The organism is Oleiphilus sp. HI0080 (assembly GCF_001635135.1).
In genome coordinates, this window is record NZ_LWFU01001243.1 from 1 (window position 1) to 616 (window position 616).

General features: G+C 46.3%; 1 protein-coding gene. It reads left to right on the plus strand.

Features of this window, described 5'->3' with window-relative positions:
* Positions 1 to 552, plus strand: a 552-nt coding sequence (locus A3751_RS21575; protein ID WP_156492730.1) for a DegT/DnrJ/EryC1/StrS family aminotransferase, incomplete at its 5' end; no start/stop codon positions are given.
* Positions 553 to 616 lie beyond the last annotated feature (64 nt).

Here is a 616-nt window from a genome sequence, read left to right on the forward strand (position 1 = left end):
GCGTACAACCTCATCATCCGCCCATCGCTTTATCCGCTACTACTTAAAATACCCGGCCTTTCGATCGGAGAAACGCGTTATCACGCCCCTCAATCTATTAAGGCAATGGATGCAATGCGCCTAGCTATGCTACCCCACGCTATAGAGAGCTTTCATTCAAAGCCTCGCGATACCGCTCAAAAAATTATCGGGCAGCTAAATCCAACATTTAAGCTGCTAGGTATCACATCACTACTGAGAGAAAATGATGGATTACGTATGCTACGCCTCCCATTACTCGCTCATAACAAGGCAATGCGAGATGAGTTGGTCGATAAACTGGTAGAGCATGGTATTGGGGCAACAAAGCTTTATCAATCGAGCATTCCCGATGTTCAAGGCATACCGAGTCGAGTAAAATCGGAATTGCTCTCTAGCATACATCTAGAAAATGCATGCAACTTCGCAGACAGACTCTTTACTATACCCTGTCATAGCGATGTAACAGCCAACGACATTGAAGCGATCAAGAGCACGCTGGACAACTACTTAAGCCCAAAGGAAATAGCATGAAGCACGCAATGACCGTGGATGTCGAAGACTACTTTCAGGTCGCGGCATTTGCGCCCAACATCAA